The organism is Collinsella sp. LCP19S3_B11, assembly GCF_052121915.1.
Lineage (GTDB): Bacteria > Actinomycetota > Coriobacteriia > Coriobacteriales > Coriobacteriaceae > Collinsella.
In genome coordinates, this window is the sequence record NZ_JBQKDI010000006.1 from 1 (window position 1) to 20,910 (window position 20,910).

22 protein-coding genes are annotated in these 20,910 nt (G+C 58.8%); 11 read left to right on the plus strand and 11 right to left on the minus strand.

Features of this window, described 5'->3' with window-relative positions; translation table 11 throughout:
* Positions 1–298: 298 nt before the first annotated feature.
* The gene (gene tsaA / locus ACTQV4_RS04620; RefSeq protein WP_441541019.1) at positions 299–1,036 is read left to right on the plus strand and encodes a tRNA (N6-threonylcarbamoyladenosine(37)-N6)-methyltransferase TrmO; all 738 of its coding nucleotides are present in this window, start codon (positions 299–301) and stop codon (positions 1,034–1,036) included.
* Between the two features lie 112 nt (positions 1,037–1,148).
* Positions 1,149–2,360 carry a MalY/PatB family protein gene (locus ACTQV4_RS04625; RefSeq protein ID WP_427728362.1) on the plus strand — a complete coding sequence of 404 codons (1,212 nt, stop codon included), beginning with the start codon at positions 1,149–1,151 and terminating at the stop codon, positions 2,358–2,360.
* A gap of 96 nt (positions 2,361–2,456) precedes the next feature.
* On the opposite strand, the gene ACTQV4_RS04630 is transcribed toward ACTQV4_RS04625, so the two are convergent.
* Positions 2,457–2,936, minus strand: coding sequence for a pyridoxamine 5'-phosphate oxidase family protein (locus ACTQV4_RS04630; protein WP_154516961.1), 480 nt, complete (start codon positions 2,934–2,936; stop codon positions 2,457–2,459).
* Positions 2,937–3,190: 254 nt separating this feature from the next.
* Between ACTQV4_RS04630 and ACTQV4_RS04635 the strand changes: the two genes are divergently transcribed.
* From ACTQV4_RS04635 to ACTQV4_RS04645, 3 genes are all read left to right on the plus strand, one after another.
* Positions 3,191–3,616: a potassium channel family protein gene (locus ACTQV4_RS04635; RefSeq protein WP_154516963.1), complete on the plus strand. Its 426-nt coding sequence runs from the start codon at positions 3,191–3,193 to the stop codon at positions 3,614–3,616.
* 36 nt (positions 3,617–3,652) lie between these two features.
* Entirely contained in the window at positions 3,653–4,186 is a 534-nt protein-coding gene (locus ACTQV4_RS04640; RefSeq protein WP_427719368.1) for a TIGR00730 family Rossman fold protein, read from the plus strand.
* 125 nt (positions 4,187–4,311) lie between these two features.
* Positions 4,312–5,616 carry a chloride channel protein gene (locus ACTQV4_RS04645; RefSeq protein WP_441569390.1) on the plus strand — a complete coding sequence of 435 codons (1,305 nt, stop codon included), beginning with the start codon at positions 4,312–4,314 and terminating at the stop codon, positions 5,614–5,616.
* An 83-nt stretch (positions 5,617–5,699) separates the two neighbouring features.
* Here the strand turns inward: ACTQV4_RS04645 and ACTQV4_RS04650 are convergent, their stop codons facing one another.
* The 5 genes from ACTQV4_RS04650 to ACTQV4_RS04670 form a co-directional block, all read right to left on the minus strand.
* Positions 5,700–6,365, minus strand: a complete 666-nt coding sequence (locus ACTQV4_RS04650; protein WP_441016506.1) for an SAM-dependent methyltransferase — start codon at positions 6,363–6,365, stop codon at positions 5,700–5,702.
* Positions 6,366–6,694: 329 nt separating this feature from the next.
* Entirely contained in the window at positions 6,695–7,570 is an 876-nt protein-coding gene (locus ACTQV4_RS04655; protein WP_441569391.1) for an EamA family transporter, read from the minus strand.
* A gap of 450 nt (positions 7,571–8,020) precedes the next feature.
* A complete protein-coding gene (locus ACTQV4_RS04660; RefSeq protein WP_441569392.1) occupies positions 8,021–8,719 on the minus strand; it encodes an ABC-2 transporter permease in 699 nt (232 codons plus the stop codon).
* Positions 8,716–9,597, minus strand: coding sequence for an ABC transporter ATP-binding protein (locus ACTQV4_RS04665; protein WP_441569393.1), 882 nt, complete (start codon positions 9,595–9,597; stop codon positions 8,716–8,718). Before ACTQV4_RS04665 ends, ACTQV4_RS04660 begins: the two co-directional genes overlap by 4 nt.
* Before the next feature lie 23 nt (positions 9,598–9,620).
* Entirely contained in the window at positions 9,621–10,001 is a 381-nt protein-coding gene (locus tag ACTQV4_RS04670) for a GntR family transcriptional regulator (protein WP_441569394.1), read from the minus strand.
* A gap of 471 nt (positions 10,002–10,472) precedes the next feature.
* Here ACTQV4_RS04670 and ACTQV4_RS04675 point away from each other — a divergent pair, with 471 nt between their 5' ends.
* The 3 genes from ACTQV4_RS04675 (at position 10,473) to ACTQV4_RS04685 (ending at position 13,655) form a co-directional block, all read left to right on the plus strand.
* A complete protein-coding gene (locus ACTQV4_RS04675; protein ID WP_427719358.1) occupies positions 10,473–12,086 on the plus strand; it encodes a peptide chain release factor 3 in 1,614 nt (537 codons plus the stop codon).
* Positions 12,087–12,242: 156 nt separating this feature from the next.
* Positions 12,243–12,965: a VUT family protein gene (locus tag ACTQV4_RS04680; protein ID WP_427728338.1), complete on the plus strand. Its 723-nt coding sequence runs from the start codon at positions 12,243–12,245 to the stop codon at positions 12,963–12,965.
* A gap of 9 nt (positions 12,966–12,974) precedes the next feature.
* Complete coding sequence (locus ACTQV4_RS04685; RefSeq protein WP_441569395.1) at positions 12,975–13,655, plus strand: SDR family NAD(P)-dependent oxidoreductase; 681 nt, start codon at positions 12,975–12,977, stop codon at positions 13,653–13,655.
* A gap of 50 nt (positions 13,656–13,705) precedes the next feature.
* On the opposite strand, the gene ACTQV4_RS04690 is transcribed toward ACTQV4_RS04685, so the two are convergent.
* Positions 13,706–14,431: a uracil-DNA glycosylase gene (locus ACTQV4_RS04690; protein WP_441559463.1), complete on the minus strand. Its 726-nt coding sequence runs from the start codon at positions 14,429–14,431 to the stop codon at positions 13,706–13,708.
* An 88-nt stretch (positions 14,432–14,519) separates the two neighbouring features.
* On the minus strand, positions 14,520–15,422 hold the full coding sequence (locus ACTQV4_RS04695; protein ID WP_441569396.1) for a DMT family transporter: 903 nt from the start codon (positions 15,420–15,422) through the stop codon (positions 14,520–14,522).
* A 158-nt stretch (positions 15,423–15,580) separates the two neighbouring features.
* On the opposite strand from ACTQV4_RS04695, the gene ACTQV4_RS04700 reads away from it, so the two are divergent.
* Entirely contained in the window at positions 15,581–16,447 is an 867-nt protein-coding gene (locus tag ACTQV4_RS04700; protein WP_441063995.1) for a LysR family transcriptional regulator, read from the plus strand.
* A 27-nt stretch (positions 16,448–16,474) separates the two neighbouring features.
* Here ACTQV4_RS04700 and ACTQV4_RS04705 read toward each other — a convergent pair whose 3' ends face one another.
* Positions 16,475–17,857 (minus strand): MATE family efflux transporter, encoded by a 1,383-nt coding sequence (locus tag ACTQV4_RS04705; RefSeq protein ID WP_441569397.1) that lies wholly within the window; start codon positions 17,855–17,857, stop codon positions 16,475–16,477.
* A 178-nt stretch (positions 17,858–18,035) separates the two neighbouring features.
* Between ACTQV4_RS04705 and ACTQV4_RS04710 the strand changes: the two genes are divergently transcribed.
* Positions 18,036–18,851, plus strand: a complete 816-nt coding sequence (locus ACTQV4_RS04710; protein ID WP_154516992.1) for a putative RNA methyltransferase — start codon at positions 18,036–18,038, stop codon at positions 18,849–18,851.
* Between the two features lie 129 nt (positions 18,852–18,980).
* On the opposite strand, the gene ACTQV4_RS04715 is transcribed toward ACTQV4_RS04710, so the two are convergent.
* Positions 18,981–19,382 carry a hypothetical protein gene (locus tag ACTQV4_RS04715; protein WP_441569398.1) on the minus strand — a complete coding sequence of 134 codons (402 nt, stop codon included), beginning with the start codon at positions 19,380–19,382 and terminating at the stop codon, positions 18,981–18,983.
* Between the two features lie 440 nt (positions 19,383–19,822).
* Here ACTQV4_RS04715 and ACTQV4_RS04720 point away from each other — a divergent pair, with 440 nt between their 5' ends.
* Entirely contained in the window at positions 19,823–20,527 is a 705-nt protein-coding gene (locus ACTQV4_RS04720) for a class I SAM-dependent methyltransferase (RefSeq protein WP_441569399.1), read from the plus strand.
* A 48-nt stretch (positions 20,528–20,575) separates the two neighbouring features.
* Here ACTQV4_RS04720 and ACTQV4_RS04725 read toward each other — a convergent pair whose 3' ends face one another.
* The gene (locus ACTQV4_RS04725) at positions 20,576–20,872 is read right to left on the minus strand and encodes a hypothetical protein (RefSeq protein WP_427794960.1); all 297 of its coding nucleotides are present in this window, start codon (positions 20,870–20,872) and stop codon (positions 20,576–20,578) included.
* Between the last annotated feature and the right edge of the window lie 38 nt (positions 20,873–20,910).

Consider the following 20,910-nt stretch of genomic DNA (forward strand, 5'->3'; position numbering starts at 1 on the left):
TCAACTGGGAAAATGCCGCCCCCGGGTCCCGGATAGGACCTCGGGGGCGTTCGGTTGACTGCGGGAGCGTGCCATCAGCTCAATGTGTTCGGCTGAGATCGGAAATCAACCAACAACTATGACCGCGGTGAAGCATTTCCTTCGACTTGTTGAGCGGTCTACATGCGCATTAGCGGAAAATGGGTTGTGCAACGTTCGTCTTTTCGGTGATTGTTTAAGTGCAAGTTGGTATCATGTGCAAGTCAAAGGACTGCGTCGACCTGCTCTTATGTCGGAATAAATTGTAACCGGGGGTATAATGAGGCCAATCGCTTACATACATACCGACCTGCCGCAGAAGTTCGGTATTCCGCGCAACAGCTTTTTGGCGCCCCACCTGCAGGGACGCATCGTCTTTGAGCCGGAATTTGCCTCCAACGCAGCAGTTGAGGGTCTGGACTCCTTCTCTCACCTATGGCTGCTGTGGCGCTTCGAAAACGGAACGCCCGGCGGCACGGCTAAGGATATAGCTGCCGATGCCAAGACGCAGGACAGGTCCGGCACCAACGTCAAGTGGTCGAAGACTGTGCGCCCGCCGCGTCTGGGCGGAGCCGAACGCGTGGGCGTGTTTGCCACGCGGAGTCCGTTTCGCCCCAATCCCATCGGTCTTACCTGCGTCAAGCTCAGCCGCGTTGAGCGCACCGACGACGGCCCCATCATCCATGTACTGGGGGCCGACCTGCGTGACGGCACGCCCATCTACGACATTAAGCCCTACATCCCGTTTGCGGACTGCCACCCGGATGCGACCGGCGGCTGGATTGAGGGTGCTCCGTGGCAAGAGCTCGATGTTAAGTTCCCGCAAGCGCTTCAAGACATGGTCCCGCCCGCAAAGCTCCCCGGTCTGGTCGAGGTTCTTCGCCAAGATCCGCGCCGCGCGGGCAGCAAGCACGAGCCAAACCGCGTTTACCACTTGGCTTACGCCGGACTCGACATATCGTTTACGATTGACGGGGCCAGGTTGACGGTAACCGCCATCAACGACGCGCGAGACTAGTCAGCCATTCGTCCGCATCCGTCAAATTAAGCGCCAAACCCCATGCCAAAATCGCCTACGCTGGTGGACAATAACGCCTACCGAATCATTCCGCTCTGCACGGGGGCTCAGCATGAAATACGACTTCACTTCAATCATCGACCGCCACGGCATGGACTCCATCGCCGTTGACTCTTGGGGTGAGATCCCCGGTATGGCTCCGAACGCACCCGACGAGGGCTTCGACCGCATTCCCATGTGGGTGGCGGACATGAACTTCGCCACGGTGCCTACAGTCCAGGAGCACATCATTCAGCGCGCCCAGCACCCCATGTTTGGTTACTTCAATCCGCGTTCCGAGTACTTCGACCGCATCATCGAATGGCAGAGCCGCCGTAATGGCGTCGAGGGCCTGGCGCCTGAGCATATCGGCTACGAAAACGGCGTGCTGGGCGGTGTCGTGTCGACACTGCGCGCGTATGTCCAGCCGGGCGATGCGGTGTTGGTCCACAGCCCCACCTACATCGGCTTCACCAAGTCCATCGAGGCCGCGGGCTATCGCATTGTCCACAGCCCGCTTCAGCTCGACGACCAGAGCGTGTGGCGCATGGACTTTGAGGACATGGAGCGCAAACTCGCCCAAAACCACATCCATGCCGCAGTGTTCTGCTCGCCGCACAATCCCTGCGGCCGCGTATGGGAGCGCGACGAGATCGAGCGCGCCATGGACATTTATCGCAAGCACGATTGCGTGGTGATCTCGGACGAGATTTGGTCCGATATCATTCTGCCGGGACACAAGCACATCCCGACGCAGTCGGTGAGCGAGGATGCCCGCATGCGCACGGTTGCCCTCTATGCGCCGAGCAAGACGTTTAACCTGGCGGGTCTGGTCGGCAGCTACCACATTGTCTACAACGAGACGCTGCGCGACCGCATGTGCGCTGTGTCTAACAAGACCCATTACAACGAGATGAATGTCCTTTCGATGCATGCGCTTATCGGTGCCTACCAACCGCAGGGCTACGAGTGGGTGGACGAACTCAACCAGGTGCTTGCCGACAATATCGAGTACTTCTGCGATTACGTGGACGAGCATTTTGAGGGCGTGTCCTATTCGCGTCCGCAGGGCACGTACATGGTGTTTCTGGACTGCACCGAGTGGTGCCGCGAGCATGGCCGTGATATTCAGTGGTTGCTCGACGAGGGGGCACGCGTGGGCGTGGGGTATCAGGATGGACGTCCGTTCCATGGCCCCTGCCACATTCGCGTGAATCTGGCGCTGCCGCTTTCGCGCGTAAGGGAAGCGTGCGACCGCCTAGACCGCTACGTTTTTGGGGTATAGGGGTCGCACGATTCGGGTACTGCGGCTTGCGCCCGCGTCGTCAACGTGCGTGGGCGCATAGGGCGCAGAGGGTTGCGAGCGCGTTTTCCACGTTTGCTACTTTTCTTGAATTTGCTTGCCGCAAAGGTGTTCAACCGTAATTTCATACAGCTGGACGCCCCTGATACTTTGCTTGATCTCCTCTTCGACCTCTTCGGCAGAAGGATAGTACTTGAGGGCAAACTGTCGGACTTTGTCTTCGACAAACGCCGGGTCATCGTTCACGAGGCGGCAACGGCCAAAAACCACAGTGCTCTGAACATAGGGTGCCCAGTCGTCGTCTTTGTACCAATCGTTGCCATAGACGGTAAAGCAGACTTTGTCGCTGCGTTTGAGTGCATCGACCTTATGCCCCGCCTTGGCTCCATGAAAGTAAATTTTGTCGTGCTCGGGGTCAAAGTAGTAGTTAACGGGAATGGCGTAAGGATAGCCGTCGTCTCCGTTGACGGCAAAAATGCCGCGTTTGCAATTAACAAGCAGCTCTCGTGCCTCTTGATCGGTGATAGCACGCTTCTTTCTACGAAGAGGTCTAAACATCGTGGGTTTCCTTTCTTTCCGCGTGCTGCGTGCACGGCGGTGGGTGGCATGTCTATATCAAGATACTAGTTCAGGCTGCGAGGCCGACGGGAACATCCTATTTGTCGCAGATTGAAACGCACTTTTTGTTGTGGAAGGATTGTCCCTCACAACTCGTCGTCTAGGGGCATTCTCGATGGCTGGTTCCGTTTGCGGGGGAGGCGTGGGACAATACCGACCAAAAGCGATTGCTTGTCCTGAAAAAGGGGGTCTCGATGAAAAAGCTGAGGACGCTGGCCGATGTGTTGCGTCAAGCCGGTTTCGTGCGCATCACGGGCCTTTTTCTCGTCTTTTATCTTCTGTGTTCAATGGCTGTTTGGCTCTCTGAGCCAACAACTCTTACGTTTGGCGACGGCCTTTGGTTTAGCTTTGAGACCGTATCGACGATCGGCTTTGGCGACATTCCGGCCGAAACGCCGGTCGCCCGTGTCATCACGGTCGTCCTGAGCGTTATCAGCATTTTTTACATTGCCATGCTCACGGGCGTGGCGGTGAGCTACTGCAATATGCTCATCAAGATGCATCAAAAGGACACTATGGCGCGCTTTATGGATGATCTTGAGCATTTGGAAGAGCTCGATCGTGACGAGCTCGCCGATCTGTCGCGCCGCGTGCGCGAATATCGCCGGCGCCAGCGCTAAAACGGGCGCCGCGCGTCACCATGAGGGGGACTGAATTTGAATATCACCGTGTATCTGGGTGCCAGTATCGGCAATGACCCGGCGTTTCTGCCTGCGGTGCAGGAGCTGGGCAACTGGATTGGCGCCAACGGGCACGCGCTCGTGTACGGCGGATCCAAATCGGGCCTGATGGGCGCGCTCGCCGATAGCGTGCTTAATGCCGGCGGGCACGTGACGGGTGTGGAGCCGAGCTTTTTTATCGAGGCCGAGTTTCAACATGACGGTATCGACGACCTCATCGTGACGAGCGATATGGCGGAGCGTAAGGCAAAGATGATCGAGCTCGGCGATGCGTTCATTGCCTTTCCCGGTGGGACGGGCACGCTCGAGGAGATTGCCGAGGTTATGTCCGCGGTGTCGTTGGGGCACCTGAGTGCTCCGTGCATCCTGTATAACCTGGACGGTTACTACAACGACCTCAAGGCGCTGCTCGGACACATGATTGATAAGGGTTTATCAAGCCCACGGCGCCAGCAAGGCATTTACTTTGCCGAGGATCTGTACGAAATCGCATCAATTATCAACGGATAAGCCCCGAGCCTGTCCCGCTGTGGCCCCCGGTGGCTCCGTTTGCAGCGCAGACGGTTGGCTCGTCTGGGCCACACTCGCTCTACAATAAAACGTATCTATGTCGACTTTGACCGCGGGAGGACCCGATGGATAAGCTCGCTAAACCCACAAACCGCGTGCTGTTTTTAGTTAGCGTTGCCGTGACCGGTGCGTTCGCAGGTGCCGCGGTCTGGCTGTTCTTTTTTGTGATGGAGCATGGCATCGACTATCTATGGACCGAGATTCCGCATGCACTGGGCGTCGCTTCGCCCGAGCTCGCCAGCGGCCCGTTTGGCTTTCTGCCGTACCCGTTTTTTGTCTGCCTGCTGGGCGGCCTGTTAATCGGTCTGTACGAAAAGATGACAGACACCAAGACCGATAACCTCAATCAGGTGATGGCTAAGGTCAAGCAAGATGGGCGCTACCCGTACGACAATCTGGGCAAGCTTTCGCTTGCGGCATTGCTGCCGCTGCTGTTTGGCGGAAGTATTGGACCGGAGGCCGGCCTGACCGGCGTTATCGCGGGCCTGTGCAGCTGGGTCGGCGACCGCATGCGTCGCTTTGGCGCCGAGTTTAGGGAGCTCACGCTGCTAGGTGCCCAGGCTGCCCTGACGGCGCTCTTTACCGCGCCTGTCTTTGGCTTTGTGGCGCCGCTCGCCGGTAGCGCCGACGGCCAGGGCGAAGATGCCGACGATGAGTCCGCGTCCGACGAGATCACCATCAAGCTGCCCAAGGCGCAAAAGACCGTGGTCTATGGCATTGCGATTGCCGGCGGTCTGGGCACTTACCTGTTGCTTGGCCAGCTCGTGGGCGGCGGCATGGGCATGCCCAGGTTCGAGTCCGCCGAGGTGGGCAACCTGGAGCTTACCTGGCTCATTCCGCTGGCGTTGCTCGGCACCGTTTGCGGTTGGCTGTACTTTGTCTCCGAGCATGCAAGCGAGGCGCTGTCCCATGCAATAGGGGAGCGTCCTGTCGTCAAGGCCATGTTAGCCGGTCTGGTGCTCGCCATCTGTGGCACGCTCCTGCCCTACACCATGTTTGCCGGCGAGACGCAAGCCGACGTGCTCATGGAAACCTATCTGACCATTCCCGCCGGCATGCTTATCGCGACCGGTCTTGTCAAGGCTATGCTGACCCCCGCCCTCATCAATATGGGCTGGCGTGGCGGTCACTTCTTCCCGGTTATCTTCTCGGGCGTAAGCCTGGGCTATGGCCTTGCCATTCTCACCGGCGCCGATCCGGTCTTTTGCGTCGCCGTCTGCACGGCATCGACGATGGGCGCCGTCATGCGCCAACCCGTTATGGTCGTGGGCCTGCTGCTCATGTGCTTCCCGCTCAAGGGCATCGTCTGCATGATCATCGCCGCAGCCATCGCCGCCGGCATTCCACTGCCCAAGCCGCTGCGCAAGTAGCATATTGCGCTTTGCGTTTGTTCAGAACTCGTTTTGAAGAAGCCGCGCGAGGCCATTTGTTTACGGCCTCGCGCGGCTAATGTTTAGAGCTTCCTCAGCACAATGGCGATGGTGTTGAGGTATTCGAGCGCGCCGGCTTCAACGGCAGCGCGGTCGCCTGCTGCGTACTCGTTGTCGCAGGCGAGCCAGTCTTTCCATGCTTCGTCCGTGCAGAGCATAGGCTGCATCGAGACAATCTCGACGCCAGGGGTCGGCTCGATCATGGCGCGCCACCAGGCTATGTCGTGCATATAGTCGAGCTGCTCGGGTGTCCAGGATTTGAGCAGGCAAACGGGCAGGTTGTCGTGGCAGTCGCGAACCATGCCGGGGATGCTTAAGTAGAGCATCCCGCCTTGCTTTACGTAGGGGAGTAGGCGCTCACCCAGATAGTGTGGGTCACGGCCGTAGTAGTTGTACGAGTCGATACTTACGACCGCATCAAAATAGTCGTGCTCAAACGGCAGCCCCTGCGAGGCGTCTGCCTTAACAGGGTGAATCGTGTCGCGCGAGATACCGAGCGAATCGAAGAACGCACGATTTTCGACGGGGTCGCTCCACAGATCGACAGCGTAGGTGTCAAACCCGTATTCGCGGGCGAGTAGGGCGCTGGTGATACCGGTGCCCGATCCAAGGTCGCAGACGCGGACACCGCAGGGGATATGCACATCGCGAAGCAGCTCTTCGCAGAGCTTGAGGGGATTGGGGCCCATAATCTTAGAGCGTACGAGTGTCGCGCCGAAGCTAGTTGCTTTTGGGAAGGATTGAGATTCCTGGGTTTGCATTGTTCTTTCCTATCAGGTGCAAAAATGGCAGATGACGGAGGCGGAACGGCGCAACAAACCACGGCCGTTGGACGGCCGTTTTCGTGGTTCTATGCGATTGACCGTTCCCTAAAGAACAATGACCAAAAAGACATCCCCTTGGATGATCGAGACTGAGCCGAGGCCCGTGACGTTTATATTGTAAAACGTCACGGGCGTGCCGGGATATGCCGTTTGTCACGGATTTGCGAGCGTCTAGATCTCGCTTGGCATCGGCGCTATTTCCAAATCGCGAGCGCGGCGGTGCCCAGGACGATGAAGGCGAGACCGATGGCGCTGCGCCGTGAGAGTTTTTCGTTGAATGCCAGGCGCGCAAATAGTACCGATACGACAATCGATAGTTTGTCGATCTGCACCACGACGCTCACCTGGCCTGTGGCGATGGCGTAGTAGCACAGCAGCCACGATGCGCCAGTCGCAATGCCCGATGCCGCGAGAAATACGAGTTCGTAGCAGTCTACGTGCACGGCTTGGCCCATCTTGCCTTTAGCTGCCACGATTGCCCATGCCATAACCAGTACCACACAGGTACGGATTGCCGTGGCCAGGTTGGACTCGACGCCTTCGATGCCAACCTTGGCAAGGATGGACGTGAGCGCCGCGAACACGGCGGCGCCGAGGGCGTAAGCGAGCCAGGTCCGGTCTTGCTGCCGCTCGGGTCCGGCAGACTGCTTCTTCTCGATCATTAAAAACGTGCCGAGTGTGATGACAGCGGTTCCCACGAGCTTAACCGCAAGGTTGCCCGTCTCGCCAAAAAGCACGATGGCGATCAGTGCAGCGAGTACGGTGCTCATCTTGTCGACCGGTACGACCTTATTGACGTCTCCGATGCCCAACGCCTTAAAGCAACAGATCCACGAAGCACCGGTAGCGAGTCCCGAGAGGACGAGAAAGAGCCAAGATCTGGGCTCGATGCTGCCGATGGCTCCAATGGATTCAGAAATGCCCGCCATTGCCCAGGCGAAAACGAGCACCACGCAGGTGCGAATGGCCGTCGCGACATCGGAGTCGGTCTGCTTGATGCCGCATTTGGCCAGGACTGATGTGACGCCGGCAAAGAAAGCCGACACAAATGCTGCTGCGACCCACGACACGGGTGAAATGCCTCCCCAAAGAACGACCGCGCCAGATTTACGGCACTCGTCCGATGATACCGTCCCGCCATGAAGCTTTGATATCGCTGTGGTGAGACAGGGGCTATAGTTCGAGAGGGCATTTGGTTAAGGCTCGAATCGAAGGTGAATGGTTTTCCGCGAAGTGAACGAGTAAATCTGGACCCCTGGAACATGCACACTTTTTTCGAACAAAATTGCAGGATTCTTAGACAAAAACCGCAGGAATTGAGTCCTTAAACATGTCGATGCTACAGGGCACTGTTTTTACTCGTTCACTTCTCGGAAAAGTATTCACCTTCGATATGCTGACGGTGTCTTTTTGGTTGCCAAGAACTAGACGGCCTGCTGTGAAGGGCGGTGGTGACGCTATGCTGCCTCGTTTCATTGAAAAAATAAGCGGGGTACCGCCTAAGCTTTTTTAGCCGTCGATTACAGATCGCGTACTCGATAAACCTTGGTGCTGACAGCGCAGCTGATTACACATAGTGCGAGCGCCAGTACTGCAGTTCCTGCGCACAGACAGCCAAGAACGGCGGGATCGGGATTCGCCCCGGCAATCGACATGAGCCAGTTGCTGATGGGGTTGGAGGAGCTCAACGTGGCCATGGCAAGGCATCCGAGCAGGGCAAACAGGCCAACGGATAGGCGCAGCGCCTCCATGTGTCCAAATCGAAAGAACAGCGGCTGCGCCAAAAACACCATCATGAGGGAGATGAGCATCGATGCTGCCGAGGCGATTGCGATTTCAAAGACCGTCTGTCCCGTCGAAGGAATGCCCGCGCTGTTGAAGAGCGGGATGGCGACGATACTCAAAAGCGTGGCGGCGCACGTCATGACGGCCGAGAAGACAACGATGCTCAGGTAGCGTGCGCAGATGATGTCTTTGCGCGAGAGGGGCAGCGTTGCCCGATAACGCTCCCATCCGTTTTGATTGTCGAAGCCTGCCAGCGAGCTCATGACCATGATAGGCGACATGGCGCTGAGCGCGCAGCCGCCGGCACTCATGCCGGAGTCGCCACCTGACGTGTTGGCGAGGGTCAGCACAACGAATATGAACAGGCCGACGCCCGCTATGCTTGGGACAAGCGTGCGAACGATGGCGAGCTCGGACATAAAGGCGCGTTTCATTTCGAAGCCCCTTTCAGCGTGAGGCGTAGATAATCGTCAATGGTTGCCCGATCGCAGGGAATCTCGGGAAAGGCCTCGAGCGTTTCGCGACGGTTGGGCACGAGCACGTCCACGCTATAAGCGTGGTGGGCGGCACGGGCGCCTTCGACGCAAGCCATAAGCTCGGCGGCCTGCGCTTGGGTACAGTGGGCGATGCCGGCGCGGTCGGTAATGTCCTCGCGCGGCAGGTCAAACACAATCGAGCCGTTATCGATGCAAATGATGCGGTCGGCAGCGCGATCGAGGTCGGACGTAATGTGACTCGAGAGCAGCACGCTGCGCTGGCCGTCGGCGACAAAGGCAAGCAGCTCATCGAGCAGCTCCTCGCGTGCCATGGGATCAAGACCCGCGGTGGCTTCGTCCAAAACGAGCAGCTTGGCCTTGTGACTGAGCGCACAGGCAAGCTGCAGCTTCATGCCCATGCCGCGGGAGAGGTCCTTGACCTTCGCCTTGGGATCCAAGCCAAATCGGTCGATGAGGCTGGCGAAGGTGTCGTGGCTCCAGGTGGGGTACGCCGGGCTTACGAGTGCCTCAACTTCGGTCACCTTGAGTGTGGAAGGGAAGGGGCATGTGTCCAGCACGAGGCCGACACGAGTGCGCAGACAACGCTGCGCTTCACCGGGCGCGTCGGCGCCGCAGTGCTGCCCAAACAGGTGCACCTCGCCGGCATCGAGCTTTATAAGCCCGAGCGCGGCGCGAATGGTCGTTGTCTTGCCGGCGCCGTTTGCGCCCACAAAGCCAACAATCTGGCCGGGCTCCACGGCGAGCGTGACATCGCGTAGTGAAAAGCGGTCGCTTACAGCGCGTGAGATGCCTTTGAGTTCAAGCAAGTTTTGCATGGTATAGCCTTTCTTGCAGATGGCTACTGCATGGTTTCGGGGGCTACCAGGTCGAGCATTTCGTGCAGTTTGCCGCGCGTGACGCCCAAGGCTTCGGCTTGGCTTGCCGCTTTCGCAAGCAGCTCTTCGATATGGCAGAGCTGGTTTTCGCGTAAGAGCTCCTGGTTGCCCTCGGCGACAAAACAGCCCTTGCCCTGCACGGTGCAGATAAACCCGAGTTGCTCTAGGTCGGCGTAGGCGCGCTTGGTGGTGATGACGCTCACACCCAGGTCGCTCGCGAGTGCACGGATGCTGGGGAGTTTGGCTCCCGCAGCGAGCGTGCCCGATAAGATCTGAGCTTTGACTTGCGAGGTTATCTGCTCGTAGATGGGCTTGTCGCTCGAATTGGATAGGATGATGTCCACAGCGGCTCCTTAGCTGTTGGGCTACACGTGTATATAACCGGTAAGCACAGTATATATACACTATGCACAGTTATGCAAGAGGCAAATAAGGATTGTCCGCTCGTTCATTCATCTCAATCTGTAACATCTGGAACCGATTTGGACGGCTACCTGTTACAGATTGAGATTTTGCTGGTGGGCCCCACCTGGTTGTCTCAATCTGTAACAACTGGAGAAGTTTTTGGCTGCTAGATGTTACAGATCGAGATCTTTCTGGGACGCCCACCTGTTTGTCTAAATCTGTAACAGGTAGAGGTTCAAAAACCGTCTAGATGTTACAGATCGAGACAAACTGCTGCGGAGTGCCGTCATCGACTGCTACACAGGCCCCAACTGATGAATTTGTCCTGATAGGCGCCCTAGAGTGAGATTTCGCGGCTACAATAGTGCGGTTACAACGACGTAATGCACTCAATGCAAGAAAGGATCCGCATGGCAAGCCTGTCGGATGAAATCTCGTCGCGCCGCACATTCGCGATCATCAGCCACCCGGATGCCGGTAAGACCACGCTTACCGAGAAGCTGCTGCTCTATACCGGCAGCATCCAGACCGCCGGCTCGGTCAAGGGCAAGAGCTCGGCCAAGCATGCCGTCTCGGACTGGATGGACATCGAGAAGGAGCGCGGCATTTCCGTCACCTCCTCGGTGCTGCAGTTCACTTACAACGGCGCCTGCGTCAACATCCTCGATACCCCCGGTCACCAGGACTTTTCGGAGGATACCTACCGTACCCTTATGGCCGCTGACGCCGCAGTCATGGTCATCGACGGCGCCAAGGGCGTCGAGGCCCAGACCAAGAAGCTCTTTAAGGTCTGTACGCTGCGCCACATTCCCATCTTCACCTTTGTGAACAAGCTCGACCACGAGGCTCGCGATCCGTTTGAGCTCATGGAAGAGATCGAGAATGTCCTGGGCATCAATACGTATCCCATGAACTGGCCGATCGGCAGCGGCCGCAATTTCCGCGGCGTGTTCGATCGTCAGACCCGTCGCGTCATTGCCTTTGAGGGCGACGGTCACGCCAACGCCACCAAGAAGGTCGCCGAGGTCGAGGCCGAGCTGGGCGATTCTTCCATGGATGAGCTCATCGGCGAGGAGAACCATAAGAACCTGATGGACGACATCGAGCTGCTCGATGGTGCTGGCGACGAGCTCGACTTGGATGCCGTGGCCTGCGGCAAGCTGAGCCCGGCGTTCTTTGGCTCGGCGCTTACCAACTTTGGCGTGGAACCCTTCCTTAAGGAGTTCCTGCGTCTGGCCCCGACGCCGCGTGCCTATACCGATACGCTTACCAGTGAACCGGTCGACCCCTGCCGCGACGACTTTAGCGGCTTTGTGTTTAAGATCCAGGCCAACATGGACAAGAACCACCGCGACCGCATCGCCTTTGTGCGCATTTGCTCGGGTAAGTTCGAGCGCGGCATGGATGCCTTCCACGTGCAGGGCAACCGCAAGCTTAAGCTTGCCACGGGCACGTCGATGATGGCCGACGACCGCGCCATCGTGGACGAGGCGTACGCGGGCGATATCGTGGGCCTGTTCGACCCGGGTATCTTTAGCGTCGGCGACACCGTGTGCTCCGGCAAGCGCCATGTGCAGTATCCGCAGATTCCGACGTTTGCCCCCGAGATGTTCGCTCGCATTACGCAGGTCGACACGCTCAAGCGCAAGCAGTTCGTCAAGGGCATGGAGGAGCTTGCCCAGGAGGGCGCCATCCAGATCTTCCGCGAGCTTGGTGCCGGCATGGAGAGCGTCATCGTGGGCGTGGTCGGCGTGCTACAGTTTGAGGTACTCGAGCGCCGTCTCAAGGCCGAGTACCGTGTTGAGGTTCGTCGCCAGCCGCTGCCCTATACGGACATTCGCTGGATCCAGAACGACCCCGACACCATCGATATCCCGGGCCTTTCGCTCACGCGCGACACGCTGCGCGTCGAGGACATGCGCGGTGGCAAGCTGTTGCTGTTTACGAGCCCGTGGAACGTGGATTGGGCAACCGACCACAATCCCGACCTTATCCTGTCGGAGTTTGGCAACGTAGTCTTTTAACGCATCGGCGCGGTGGCCCTGCGGGGCTGCCGCGCTGCCTGCTTGCCTGATGCCGCGTAAGCGGCTATCATGCCCACCGTCGCCTCAAGACCGGGGCGTCCGAGCAGTTCGGGTCCGATATCCTGCTCGTTAAACCTAAAACCAAAGGAGTACATAATGATCAAGAAGGTCATGGAGGACTACAAGGTCCTGTTGCGGAGCATTCCCGCGGCAACGGTTTCGCTGTTTTTCGTGAGCGTTATCATGATGAACCTGCTGGCCAACAAAGAGCTCATCAGCCTGCCGTATCTGGCACTCGATTGCGGCTTTGTGGTGAGCTGGGTCTCGTTTTTGTGCCAGGACATGATCTGCAAGCGCTTTGGCGCCAAGGCATCCATCAAAATCTCTATCCTCGCACTGGCGGTCAACCTTGCCGTGAGCCTGTGCTTTTGGGCGTGCTCGCTCACACCCGGTATGTGGGGCGCCTACTACGACACGGGCATGATCGAGGTCAACACCGCCCTTAACGCCACCATCGGCGGCACCTGGTACGTGGTGCTGGGCTCTTCGCTGGCAATGTTCGTTTCTGCCGTGGTTAACTCTACGCTCAACCAGTCGCTCGGCCGTATGCTCAAAAAGAATAACTTTGCGAGCTTCGCCTTCCGCTCCTATGTGTCCACGGGTGTTGGCCAGTTTATCGACAACCTGGTCTTTGCCATTGTGGTGAGCCACACGTTCTTTGGTTGGACCTGGGTGCAGGTCCTTATGTGCTCGCTGACCGGCGCTGTTGCCGAGCTGCTGTGCGAGGTCTTCCTGAGCCCCGTGGGCTACAAGGTCGTGCGCGGCTGGGAGCGTGAGAATGTGGGCGCCGAGTACCTTGAGCGCCATGCAACCGCCTAAGGAGCAAGTATGCGGGTTTTGATCACGGGCGCATCGGGCGGTATCGGAGCCGCGTGCGTGCAGCGCTTTTTGGACGAGGGCCACGAGGTCGTGGGCTTTGATCTGCTGCCGGCGGCGATCGAACACGAGCGCTACCGCCATCTGGTCGTTGATGTACGCGAGCCTGACTCGTTTCCAGGCGATCTTGAACCCCAGGTGATCGTGAACGTTGCGGGTACGCAGGATTCGGTCGACGATATCGCCGCCAACCTGTGTGGCACCATCAACGTGACCGAGCGCTACGCTTTTGTGGGGGAGGGGCTTGCTGCCAAGCCGGCGCCCGCTATCAAATCCGTGGTCAATGTGGGGTCGGCGAGCGGGCATACGGGATCGGAGTTTCCCGCCTATGCTGCCAGCAAGGGCGGCGTTATCGCCTACACCAAGAACCTTGCAAACCGCCTGGCACCGCAGGCCATCGCCAACAGTGTGGACCCGGGTGGCGTTATCACGCCGCTCAACCGTTGCGTGATGGAAGACGAACACCTGTGGAACCAGATTATGGAGCTTACACCGCTTAAACGCTGGGCAACCGCCCAAGAGATCGCCGAGTGGATCTACTTTGTGGGCGTGACCAACCGGTTTATGACCGGGCAGAGCCTGCTCATTGATGGCGGCGAGGCCGGCCGCACGCAATTTATTTGGCCCGAATAGGAAACGCGCCCGATGGAAAGCCGTCGGGCGCATTTTTGATGTATCGATTTTTAGCCGAGACAAGTCCAGTTGACGGGGGTCGAGCCGTGCTGTTCGAGTAGCCGATTGGCTGCCGAGAAGGGTCGCGACCCCATAAAAGCGGGGAGTTCTGCCGTGGCACGGTTGGCCGAAAGCGGCGAGGGGTGCGTGGAGGCAAGGCAGAACTTGCCGGTTGTTTTGCCCGCGTCGATTGCGGCGAGCTTGCCCTCAACCATCTGCTGGGCAAAGCGGCCCCATGCCAAAAAGACTACCGGTTGGGGTAGCTGGCAGCAGCGTTCGATAACGTAGTCGGTGAGCGTACTCCAGCCCAGCTTGGCGTGTGAGTTCGCGGCATGCTCGCGCACGGTAAGCGTAGTGTTGAGGAGCAGGACGCCCTGTTGTGCCCATGGCGTCAGATCTCCCGTGGCGGGAATGGGACAACTCAGATCGGCTTTGAGTTCCTTATAGATGTTGCGCAGGCTTGGCGGCAACTTGGTTTGCGTCGCGGGGACCGAGAACGATAACCCCATGGCCTGGTTGGGCCCGTGATAAGGATCTTGGCCCAAGATGACAACTTTGACCTGGTCGGCCGGCGTGTAGGCGAGGGCATTGAGGATGTCGTCTTGTGCCGGGTAGATGGTCTGCTCGGCACGCAAAAGGGCGATGCGCTCGAGTAGCTGGTTCGTAGTGTCACGTACCGGCTGCGGCGCATCGCCCAACCAAGTTGCTATGTTGCGGTCGCGAGTTGCGGTGTCCATGGAGCTCCTTTATGGCAAATGCTATGTTGGCATCTATTGTAAAGGCGCACCGGTTGCCTTTATGCCGCGGCTGCATGAGGGGCGGGGTCTACGAGGCGCGCTCGGGCACTCCTGCCATACGAGCGCGTCCATGTGCGCGGAGGCGCGGAAGCTCGACGGTTGCCGCCATGACGCCGGTGAGGATGAGAGCTGCACCCAGGAAGGCGATGGGGCTCAGGACCTCGCCGACTAGGAAGAACGAAAAGACGGCGGAGCAGACTGGCTCGAGCGAGAAGGCAAAGCCGGTGGTCTCGGCGGGCACGTGGGGCTGCACGAGCGTCTGGGTGATAAAGCCGTAGGCAGAGCAGATGAGTGCGAGTGCGACGACGACCACGACCTCGCCCGGCGTGCCGGGGAGTGTGAAACCGCCAAAGGTGAATGCGGCGATGCCCGAGAATAAGCCGCCGAAGCCCAGCTGCCAAACGCCCAGAGCAAGCGGATCGACTTCTTCGACAAAGCGCTTGGCCACGATAATGTGGCCGGCATAGACAAAGGCGGAGAGCAGCATGATGAGCGCGCCCGGGTTCAGGCTGGTGAAGTCGGCGCCCGAGAGCAGCAACATACCGCAGGTGACGATGGCGGTGCCGACGAGCACTTTGCGCTCGGGGGCGCGGTGCAGCAGGGCGGCGTTGGCAAACGGCACGATTACGACCGTCAGGCTCTGCAAAAAGCCGGCAGTGGAGGCAGAGGTGAGGCTGGAGCCCAGGCACATGCAGGTGAGCTCGGTTGCCATGATGGCGCCGATGATGGCGGCACGGACCATAAGGTCGCGGTTAATGCGCAACGCGCGCTTGTGGAAGAGCAGCAGGCAGGCCACAAAAGCGATGACGCAGCGTAGCGCGACGATACTCGTGGCGTTCATGCTGTCCATGCCGATCTTCATGAGGGGATACGAAAAGCCCCATGCGACGGGAACGGAAAATGAGAGCGCGATTGCTTTTTTGCGATCCATGGGACTCCTTTTGTTGCAGAACGGTTTCGTAAAAAGGATTCTGCTCCCAGATTTGGATGTAGTAAAGCGAATGTATCTTCAGTATGATTAAGAAATGCTAATGTCATTAGGAAAAGCACTGGCAAAACGTTTTACGGCTGCATTGTTGTGGAGGCACGATGGCGTCGCGGTATCAGATTGTTTGTATGGTGGTCGATTGCGGCAGCCTTAAGGGCGCGGCGGACGAGCTGGGCTATACGCAAAGTGCGGTGAGCCAGGCCGTCAAGGCACTCGAGCGCGAGCTGGGTACCACGCTTATCGAGCGCGGTAAGCAGGGCGTTTCGCTTACGCGCGACGGTAAACAATATCTGCCGTATCTGCGCCAGATTGTGACTGCCGAGGCTGAGCTCGAGGGCAAGCGCCAGGAGCTGCTGGGGCTTTCGTCGTCCGATATTCGCATCGCGACGTTTACCAACGTGAGTCGAACCGTGTTACCGCGCGTGATCCGCGACTTTGGGGCGCTGCACCCGGGCGTACGCTTTACCCTCAAGCAGGGCGACTACACGCGCAACGCCCAATGGGTGCACGACGGCGTAGTGGATTTTTGCTTTACGGCACGTGGGTTTACCGCAGGGCTCGAGAAGCGCGTGGTCTATCACGACGAGTTGGTGGCACTGTTGCCTGTCGCGCATCCGCTGGCGGCAAAGGAAAAAGTGACGCTCGCCGACCTGGCTTCCGAGCCGTTTGTGCTGCTGGATGAGGGCGAACAGAGCCTGGTGCTCGATGCATTCGCGGCGCATGGGCTGTCGCCGCACGTGACGAGCGAGGTGACCGACGACTACACCATCATGGCGATGGTGGAGGAGGGTCTAGGCGTGAGTATGCTCTACCGTCGTACTGTGGAGGGCATGCGGGCCGATATTCGCGTACGTCCCATCGTGCACGCCCCCTCACGCGACGTAGTGGCGGCCTGGCGCAGCTGGGACACCATGCCTATCGCCACGAGGCGCTTTATCGACTATATGAGCTCGCATATTGTCAATTAATGACTGGCGTGGCGTTGAGTGCGGTGTTTAGCAGGCTGTCGCTTTGGCTTGGGTAGCGCGATGGGTGCGTGCCGGGTGGCAGAGTGGTACCGCCACGACCATAAAGAACGCCGTGGTGCCCAGGCTGATGGGGTAGACCATCATGATGTTCGCAAAGGTGCGGAAGTGCGGGAACACGCAGAATACCCAATAGAAGCGGATGCCGCAGACGCAGATCATGGTGATAAGGGCGGGCATGAGCGAGATGCCAAAGCCGCGCAGGTAGCCGGACATGTTCTCGTAGAGCATGATAAAGGCGTATGCAGGGAAGATAGAGCACACGCGGATATAGCCGATTGAGACGATGTTGGGATCGCTGTTGAACAACGACAGGATCTCGCGCCCCAGGCCGACAATAACAATAATCGTGGTGAGCGCGACGACACCGCCTTCGACCAGGCAGACCTTAAGGGTCTTGGTGCAGCGGTCGATCTGACGGGCACCGTGGTTTTGTCCCACAAAGGTGGTGCAAGCCTGGCTAAAGCTGTTGAGCAGGTTGTAGCACACGCACTCCAGGCTCATGGCGGCGCTCGAGGCCGCCATGACCTCGGTGCCCAGGCTGTTGATGGCGGACTGGATGATGATGTTGGCGACGGCAAAGACGGCGCTTTGGATGCCGGCGGGCAGGCCGATCTTGACGATGCGCTTGAGGGCGACGGGGTCGATAGCAAGGTCGCGCGGGGTGACGCGGACGACGGAGTCGGTCTTGAGCAGGCGGATAAAGAGTGTAGCGGCGCTGACGGTGTAGGCGATGGCGGTGGCGATGGCGACACCCGCGACGCCCCAGTGGAGTACGGGGACAAAGATGAGGTCCAGGCCAATGTTGAGGACGGTGGACACGGCAAGCGCTTGCAGCGGCATGCGGGTGATGCCGACGGAGCGGAAGATCGCGGCCTCAAAGTTGTAGAGCAAGATTGAGGGCATGCTGAGCAAAAAGACGCGTAGATAGAGCGAAGCGAGCGGCATGGTCTCGGCGGGAACGTTGAGCGCGGCGAGCATGGGCTCGGCAAAGATCTCGCCCAGAGCGATGACGGCAAAGCCCACGAGCGCCATTAAAATCGAGGTATGGACGGCGCGTTTGACCATATTCTGATCGTTGCGGCCGATAGCGTTGGCGATGACCACGTTGGAGCCAAGCGACATGCCAATAAACAGGTTGAGCATAAGGCTGGTAAGCGGAACATTGGAGCCGACTGCCGCCATGGCGAGGGTCCCCTGGTCGCCCGAGAAGTTACCGATAATGACCGTGGCGATGAGGTTTGACAGCTGCTCCAAGATGCTCGTGGCGGCCACGGGCAAGGCGAACAGGGGGATATTGCGCCACAGCGAGCCGGTGGTCATGTCGATGTGCTTAGATGCGGTATCAGCCATACGCTCTCAATTTCTAACGTGCTATTTCGTGCTTATTTGCGCAGACGATGATACTCCTAATCACCTAGTCATTGGGGGCGTTCTTAAACGACTAGTCATTCAAGAACGTCCCCAATGACTAGGTGGGGAAGGCGTGCGACAATGGTGTACGTTGTGTTGTTCGCGCTAAGGAGTTGCCATGTTGTTGTGTCCCGTTTGCCATGAGCCGTTGGTGGACGACGAGCGCGGTGCTGCATGCGCGGGCGGACACCGGTTTGACCGTGCGCGCGAGGGTTATCTATATCTGCTACGTTCGTCCAAGAGCGGCGACTCCATGGGCGATCCCAAGTCGCAGGCACGCAGCCGTCGTGACTTTTTGAACCGTGGCTACTATGCGCCGCTGCGCGATGCAATGGTCGAGCTGGTGCGCAAACGGGTTTCTGGGCGTGCTGCGTCTACAGGCGGCCCCATGACGCTGCTCGATATTTGCTGCGGCGAGGGTTACTACACCAGCGCCATGGGCGCGGTGCCGGGCGTGGACGCTTATGGCTTTGACCTAGGCAAAGAAATGGTACGCCTGGCCGCCAAGCGCGGCGATGCGACCTATTTTGTGGCCAACATGAAAGACATCCCAGTGGCCGATGGCGCCTTCGATATGGTGACCGAGCTCTTTGCTCCCTTTAACGAGCGCGAGTTTGCCCGCGTGTTGGCGCCGGAGGGTTCGCTCTACACCGTGGTGCCGGGTGCCCGTCATCTCTTTGGGCTCAAGGAGGTGCTCTACGACACGCCGTACCTCAACGACGAAAAGCTTCCGAAGACGATGGAGCTTAAACTGGTCGGCACACAGCGGGTGTCCGCGAATATTACGCTCCAGACCCAGGCCGACATCGAGGCGGTGTTCCAGATGACGCCGTACTACTACCGCACACGCCCTACCGACAAAGAGCGCCTGGCAAACCTGGACACCCTTAAAACCGACATCGACTTCATCATTGCCGAGTACCGCCACAGCTAACCAACCTGCCAAAAAGGGACAGGTTTATTTTGGCAGGTTTTATCTGGTCAAATGTAAAGGGCCGACCGCGTTACTGCGCGATCGGCCCATGTTAGTTGCTTGGCTGCAGGGGTTATGAGAAGCGAGTGCCTACAGGCGGTCCTTGTTCTCGGCCTTAACGGCGTGCGCCTGCTGAACAAAGAACAGGTCGTAGACCACGATGACAAAGGCACCGATATTGACGGCGCTGCCGCCGAGTGCGGGAAGCGTGAGCACGGCCTGCGCAATCGTGGCGATTGCGGCAACGATGCCGAGCTTAAACGCGCTATCCACCTGCGAGGGCTTGTTGGCGCCCTTGATGCCCGCAACACCTGCGGAAAGATCGACAATGCCCTTGACGACAAGCACGACCGCGGCGAGCATGGCGTTCGACCCGTACGTGGAATCGAGGCTGCCCCTGGCGATACCGATGCCGGCGATGATGAGGCTGGCGATGCCCAAAACAAAGTAGATGAGGGCAAGGATTTTGAGAGTCTTGCGAGCGGAGCTCATGGCTGGTCCTTTCGATACGAGTACGCCGATCTGGCGTAGCCCATGTGTTGCACATATGGTGAAGCACATTGTAGTTCAACGCAGCGATGCGTGCGCCTGAAAGCGCTTTGAGCCCGCGCTGCCCAATCCGACCTGTCAAAAAGGAAAGCTGGACGTAAGCCAAATCGATGGCAGCTCATGTGCGGCGCTGCGATGATGAGACCGTAACAAGGAGCTGTTCTTAAGGAGGAGCCATGATGTATGGAGCAGGGCGAGTGCATGAGCCGCGGTCGTTGGGAAGGCGCATGGGCGATTCTGTGATCGCTGCCGTGTGCACGGGATTGATGGCGGTGCTTTGCATTGGGATGCTGTGGGCCATGTCGCATGTGGGACAATAGCGGACGGTTGGGTGCCGGCATAAACGGCGCTCACGTATTCATTTTGCTTGTTAAGGAGTACCCATGGGCGTCGTCGATCCCTTTTCTGTTGCTCGGGCCGCGGGGCTTGAGCTGACCGGGAAGTCCGCGGGCCTCACGCTCACCGACGGCACGATGGAGTTGCGTGCCGATTTTGGCCGCATGCTGCCACGGCTCAAACAGGGCCGTCTGCAGCAAGAGCTGTTGGTAAAGGCTGCGCGCGCAAAAGGCGTCGAGTGCCCATGGGCGATTGATGCCACGGCAGGCTTTGGCGAGGATTCGCTGCTGCTGGCGGCTGCGGGCTTTACCGTCGATCTGTATGAGCAGGATTGCGTGATCGCGGCGCTCCTCAAGGATGCCTTGGATCGCGCGGCAGATGATCCAGCGCTTGCGACTGCCGTGGCCCGCATGCGCTTACATGCGGGCGAGGACAGCATTGCCGGCCTTCACCATATAACTGAGTTGATCGGGCAGGGCGAGCTCACCGCTCCCGACGTGGTGTATTTGGACCCCATGTTTCCCGAGCGCACAAAGAGCGCGGCGGTTAAAAAGAAGTTTCAACTCTTGCATCATCTGGAACAGCCGTGTGCCGATGAGGAGACGCTGGTCGAAGCTGCGCTTGCGGTGCGCCCGCGCAAGGTCGTTATCAAGCGGCCGGTGAAGGGGCCGCTGCTTGCCGGCGTTAAGCCGAGCTATCAACTTGCGGGCAAGGCCGTTCGTTACGATGTTTTGGTGCCGCCGCGCCCGTAGCTTGCGGGCGATGGTTGGCGCTCCGTCAGTGCCGTGCCGATGCGGGGCCTATTTCCAAGGGTGCGACGTCAGGTGCCAGCCGCCGCAGTATTCGCATTTGTAGCAGGCCAAACCACGCCGCCCGCGGCTTTCGCAGTCGGCCATAACGGCCTCGGCCTCGGCGCGTGTGCCGTAACGGTTTTTGCGCTCGCACGACTTGTAGCGCCAGGCTTCATCGCGCTCGGCGTTCAGGGTGTCGCGGCGCTCGTCCTCGCGCGCAAACAGGTCGCTCATAGCGCCACCGGTGGCAGCGCCCAAAAACTCGCTTTTGGCCTTTGACCAGGCGGCTCGCTTTTTGCTTCCCATCTGCTTCTCGCCCCTCTTCAAACGCTGGTATCATTGCT